Annotated in this window: 8 protein-coding genes; all 8 read right to left on the reverse strand. The window is 48.9% G+C overall.

The window, feature by feature from the left end:
* Positions 1 to 152: 152 nt before the first annotated feature.
* Positions 153 to 416, reverse strand: coding sequence for a DUF4911 domain-containing protein (locus RDW05_RS11525; protein WP_009146306.1), 264 nt, complete (start codon positions 414 to 416; stop codon positions 153 to 155).
* A complete protein-coding gene (locus tag RDW05_RS11530) occupies positions 413 to 1,660 on the reverse strand; it encodes a U32 family peptidase (RefSeq protein ID WP_307979171.1) in 1,248 nt (415 codons plus the stop codon). The genes RDW05_RS11525 and RDW05_RS11530 overlap by 4 nt, the downstream gene beginning before the upstream one ends.
* A gap of 67 nt (positions 1,661 to 1,727) precedes the next feature.
* A complete protein-coding gene (gene mltG / locus RDW05_RS11535) occupies positions 1,728 to 2,771 on the reverse strand; it encodes an endolytic transglycosylase MltG (RefSeq protein WP_307979172.1) in 1,044 nt (347 codons plus the stop codon).
* Positions 2,772 to 2,836: 65 nt separating this feature from the next.
* Positions 2,837 to 3,184 (reverse strand): DUF1292 domain-containing protein, encoded by a 348-nt coding sequence (locus RDW05_RS11540; protein WP_009146303.1) that lies wholly within the window; start codon positions 3,182 to 3,184, stop codon positions 2,837 to 2,839.
* An 83-nt stretch (positions 3,185 to 3,267) separates the two neighbouring features.
* A complete protein-coding gene (ruvX, locus tag RDW05_RS11545) occupies positions 3,268 to 3,690 on the reverse strand; it encodes a Holliday junction resolvase RuvX (protein ID WP_293725195.1) in 423 nt (140 codons plus the stop codon).
* Between the two features lie 17 nt (positions 3,691 to 3,707).
* Complete coding sequence (locus RDW05_RS11550) at positions 3,708 to 3,968, reverse strand: IreB family regulatory phosphoprotein (RefSeq protein ID WP_009146301.1); 261 nt, start codon at positions 3,966 to 3,968, stop codon at positions 3,708 to 3,710.
* A gap of 105 nt (positions 3,969 to 4,073) precedes the next feature.
* Positions 4,074 to 4,202: a hypothetical protein gene (locus RDW05_RS11555; RefSeq protein WP_307979174.1), complete on the reverse strand. Its 129-nt coding sequence runs from the start codon at positions 4,200 to 4,202 to the stop codon at positions 4,074 to 4,076.
* A gap of 33 nt (positions 4,203 to 4,235) precedes the next feature.
* On the reverse strand, positions 4,236 to 5,135 hold a 900-nt coding region (locus RDW05_RS11560; RefSeq protein WP_307979175.1), incomplete at its 5' end, for a hypothetical protein.

Genomic DNA, 5,135 nt, shown 5'->3' on the forward strand with positions numbered 1-5,135 from the left:
CCGAGCGCGTAGTGGACTTTCACCACCTAGTTATCGCCCATGCTGGGCGCACTACAAAAAAGACCGGGAGCAATACTCCCGGCCTTTTACTATTTACGATATGCGATTGTAGAAAAAACGAAAGCTGCCTGCGGCAGTCCTTTCCCTGCAGTTTAAATCTGCCAAAGTCTGTGATACACTCCGTTTTCCATATTATCGATTACATCCACCTTAAACGGCATATTTTCAATAATATCCAGTGTATCAAAATACGTATCAGGCGTAGCATAAAACTTAATCAGTCCGCTGGTGCCGTCTACGGTGCTCACCATGGCCAGATGCTCATAGCCTTCCATAATCCAGTTAACATCTGCAATACGCTCAGGCTCAACCTGCGCGTAGATCATACTGTGGGGTCCGGGGTCATTGTCACTCATTCTTTTACAACCTTTCTGCGTAATAAGCTGAATTGCAGCAACGGCTTGTCGCTGGCTGCGGAAAATTTCTGCTGGGCATGCGGTGCGCAATCAATCGGCGTACCTGCTTCATCCAGCATTTCTGTCAAAACAAAGGGCATCGTGCTACCGTCAGGCATCAAAAGCTCCAGCGGCTCGCCTGCCTTTACATTATTGCGCTGCTCAAAATAAGCGCGCTTTTTCTCGGCATCGTAGCCTGTAACGATACCGACAAAATCGTGTGTCTGCTCATACTTCGAGCTGGTGTAAACCTGCGCATTTCTGTCAGGCTTAGCCACAGCAAAGCCTGTGGTGTACTGGCGGTGGGAAACCTTGTTCAGCTCGGTAATCCACGCCTCCGGCACGCTGTAATGCTCCATATCTGCCCAGCATTGGTCGATAGCCTTACGGTAAACGCTGACTACCGTTGCCACATAATGCACGCTCTTCATGCGGCCTTCAATCTTCAGGCTGCACACACCGGCGCGCATCAGCTCCGGCAGATATTCAATCAGGCACAGGTCCTTGGAGTTCATCACATAAGTACCGCGCTCGTCCTCCTCGAGGTCAAAGTATTCGCCCGGGCGCTTTTGCTCACCCAGCTTATACATATTATATTCCCAACGGCAGGCCTGAGTGCAGGCACCGCGGTTGCCGTCGCGCCCAGTCAGATAGGCGCTCAAAAGGCAGCGTCCGCTGTAGGAAATACACATTGCGCCATGCACGAAGGTTTCCAGCTCTACCGAGGTTTTTTCGCTGATTTCGCTGATTTCTGCCAAGGACAGCTCACGTGCCAGCACCACGCGTTCAGCGCCCAGCTGCTCCCACGCCTGCACCGTGGCATAGTTGGTGGTATTAGCCTGCGTGCTCACGTGCAGCGGCATATCAGGCACAACCTGGCGGGCAGTGCTCCATACGCCCAAATCGCTGATCAGCAGTGCGTCAACCTTAGCCTGCTGCAGTCCGCGCAGATAATCCGGCAGTTTGTCGATATCCTCGTTATGCGCAAAAATATTTACCGTTACATAAACCTTTTTGCCGAGGCTGTGCGCATACTCTGCCATCTCCGCAATTTCCTCTAAAGAGAAATTGTTGGCAAAGGCACGCAGACCGAACAGCTTGCCTCCCAGATAAATAGCATCAGCACCGTAAAGCAGGGCCATTTTTCCTTTTTCCATATTACCGGCAGGAGCCAGTAATTCGGGTTTAACTAAGTTTCTGCTCATTAATTCTCCTTAAAACACTTCTCTACCCCGCCATGACGGCAACGCAGAAATATGTAATAAACTGTTGTTAACCTATTTCCTCAATCGCCTTCAGATGCTCGGCATAGGTTTTGGTAAAGCGATGGTGTCCGTCCTTTTCCGCAACAAAGTACAGATAATCTGTCTGTTCCGGCTGCAGCACCGCCTTAATTGCGGTCAGTCCCGGACTGCCAATCGGTCCCGGAGGCAAACCGGGATTTTGGTAAGTATTATACGGACTCTGTATCTTTGTATCCGCAAAGGTAACTACTTCCTTCTGCGTTCCCAAAAGATACTGAATCGTCGTATCCGACTGAATCGGCATGCCGATAGCCACACGCTTGAGGAAAACGCCGGCGATTTTCGGCTGCTCTTCGGCAAATACTGCCTCCAGCTCCACCATCGAAGCCATATTTACTACATCACGCAGTGGCAGATTACGTTCTGCCACAGTTTTGGCAATGCCGCTGCTCTGCATTTCCTTATCAAACTGTGCAACCATCATTTTGAGCATTTCCTGCTCGCTGATTCCCACCGGGAAATCATAGGTTGCCGGGTAGATAAAGCCCTCGGCCTTAAACAGCACATTGCTGTCATCGGTATGCATGTAAGGATAGGGTGCATAATCCTTCGCCGCTGCCATAAACTTGTCAGCACTGCCAAGCCCTTCGGCCTCCAGCTTCTTCGCAGTTTTCGCCACGCTGTAGCCTTCCGGTACGGTAAAGGGCACCTGCTTGATGCGTCCCTTGACCATAACATCGACAATCTGCTGATTGCTCATGCCGCCGTCGATCTGGTAGGCACCGGCCTGCAGCTTGGTAGCCAGTCCCTTCCAGCGCGCCTCCATTTTAAAGGCGGCGGGATTTTTTACCAGCTTTTTTTCATGCAGCAGCTCAGCGATATCCGCCGTAGTCATGCCGTCCTTGACAACAATAAGGCGTGAGCCTTCTACGGCAAAGCCCTTATTATTGCCCTGTCCGTTAAGATAAATTGTAAATACTACCACGCCGGCAACCAGCAGCACCGCCAAAGCACCTGCCGTAGCCTGCACCGGATTGTCGCGCACCAGCTTTTTCAGCTTTTCTATATCCATCAGAAAACATCGTCACATCGCATAAAAATACCGGACCGAAGTCCGGTAAAATTATTGACTGTGAATTACTCCTCGTCCTCAAACATTTCGTCATACTTAGCAGCAACTGCTTCGTATTCTTCGTCAGTCGGAGCGGTGTAAACAGCTTCGCCGTTTTCGTCAAAGTCCATGCGTGCGATAACGCAGGTATCTTCTTCTTCATCATGCTCGTGGCAATCGCAGTCGTCATCCTCGCAGCAGCAGTCTTCCATCGGAACCAGTACTGCGAATTGTTTGTCATCAACAGTGATAACCATATCCTGATAGAACTCATGCTCGTTGCCTTGCTCGTCAGTCAGAACAACGCAGATAACTTCTTCTTCACCTTCAGCCTGCATAGCTGCTAATTCTTCATCTCTAATGTCTTTTTCCATAAAGGCACCTCTTTCGTTATAGCTCAATAAATAAAAAGCTCAATTTTAATCTAAACATATTGTATAATAGGTAACGCTATCTGTCAAATTTTAAAGCTCTTGCTGTCCAGATAATTTTGCAGAATAACAACTGCCGCCATCATATCAATAACCTTCTTACGCTTTTTACGGCGCAAATCCGCATCAACCAGCACCTTTTCGGCAGCCACCGTGCTCAGGCGTTCATCCCACAGCACAACCTGCACCTTCGGGAACATGGTGCGTAGCTTTTCGGCCATTGCTTCACAGGCCTGCGCGCGTTCACCGATAGTGCCGTTCATGTTTTTGGGATAGCCTACAACCAAGGTATCAACCTCTTGCTCGGCAATCAGCTCGGCAATGCGGGCATAGTCGCGTTCTTCCGTAGTACGGTGAATAGTTTCCACGCCGTTGGCAATCATGCCCAGCAAATCGCTTACGGCAATACCGATAGTTCTTGTTCCTACATCAAGGGACATTTTACGCATTAAGTTACGTTCTCCTTTTACTTGTTAATCTGCTGCAGATAATTCTTTACCAGCTCTTCAATCAGCTCATAGCGCTCGTGACGGCGCAGCTTGGTGCGTGCGTCCTCAAAGCTGGTGATATAAGTGGGATCACCGCTCAGCAGGTAGCCTGCTAATTGGTCCACGGGGTTATAGCCCTTCTTTTCTAAGGCAGCATATACTTCTTTTATAGTTTCGGCAACGTTCAGCTTTTCCGGCTCACGTTTGAACATCATAGTTTCTTGAGATACTTCAGACATACGAAACACTCCTTTCGTTTTTCGTAAATATATTGTAGCACATTTTTTTGAAAAAAGCTGTGTTTTTCTAGTTAACTTGCAAAAAAAGAGTACTTACTTTAAGCTTTACTTTACTTCAGGTAATGCTGCAGCAAAGCGTCCTGACAAAAGCCCCGGCACAGACGCATCGTTGACGATGCGGCAAATGCCGGGGCTTTGCTTTAGTTGCGCTTCTATCAGGATGGTACAATCCATAAAAGTGCTTTAACCGTCAATATTTAATTTTGCTTAGAGGCTCATACCGCCAGCTACATAATGGAATTCAGCCTTGCGCTCACGCAGGTTACGTTCCTTATCCCAAGGAGCAGTGCCGAACCAGTAATCGTCTGTCGGGTTAAAGCTTGCCAAAACGGTCAGGGTACCTGGGTCAATTTCCACTTTGTAGTTTTTGAGCAAGCCGTCGCCGCCTGTCAGATGTACGCTGCCATTAATCAGGACGCCGATTTTGTCTTCGTAAACACCGACAATTAACGGATTTACCGAGCTGTCCAGCTCATAGCCGCCTACGCCGATACCAGCAAGGGTGTCGCCATTAGTCAGGCCGTTGGCTTTGCCGGTGTATTCTGCCGGTACACCTTGGGTAATGGTTTTGTCATCTACTACAAAGGTCAGCTTAGCAGGTGTTACTTCGGACTTGCCTGCGTTCACTGTTACGTTGTAGTTCGTATCCAGGTTAGCTACGCCGCTGGCAGTACCACTCCAGCTATATTTGCCTGCGTTGCTGGTCTTCTCTACGTTGGTCAGAGTACCGCCTGCAATTGCACCGTCTTTGTCAGCCTTGATTACCAGACCGCTATCTCCGTTCACTAAGCCTGCATCTGCACCAAAGGTATATGCGTTGCTGTAGTTCTTAGCATCAAGATTACCGTAAACGCGGGTGATGTCCTTCAGATTTACTACGAGGTTAGCCTTCGTTACGTCGGACTTGCCTGCGTTAACTGTTACATCGTAGTTAGTGTTCAGGTTATCTACACCGCTGGCAGTACCATTCCATTCGTAGCTGCCTACGTTGTTGGTCTTCTTAACGTCGCTTACGCTGCCTTCCGTAATCGCGCCATCTTTGTCAGCATTGATTACCAGACCGTTATCACCATTGACTAAGCCTGCATTGTTACCAAAGGTGAATGC

The sequence above is a fragment of the uncultured Phascolarctobacterium sp. genome (assembly GCF_902463975.1).
In the GTDB taxonomy this organism is placed as follows: Bacteria; Bacillota; Negativicutes; order Acidaminococcales; family Acidaminococcaceae; genus Phascolarctobacterium_A.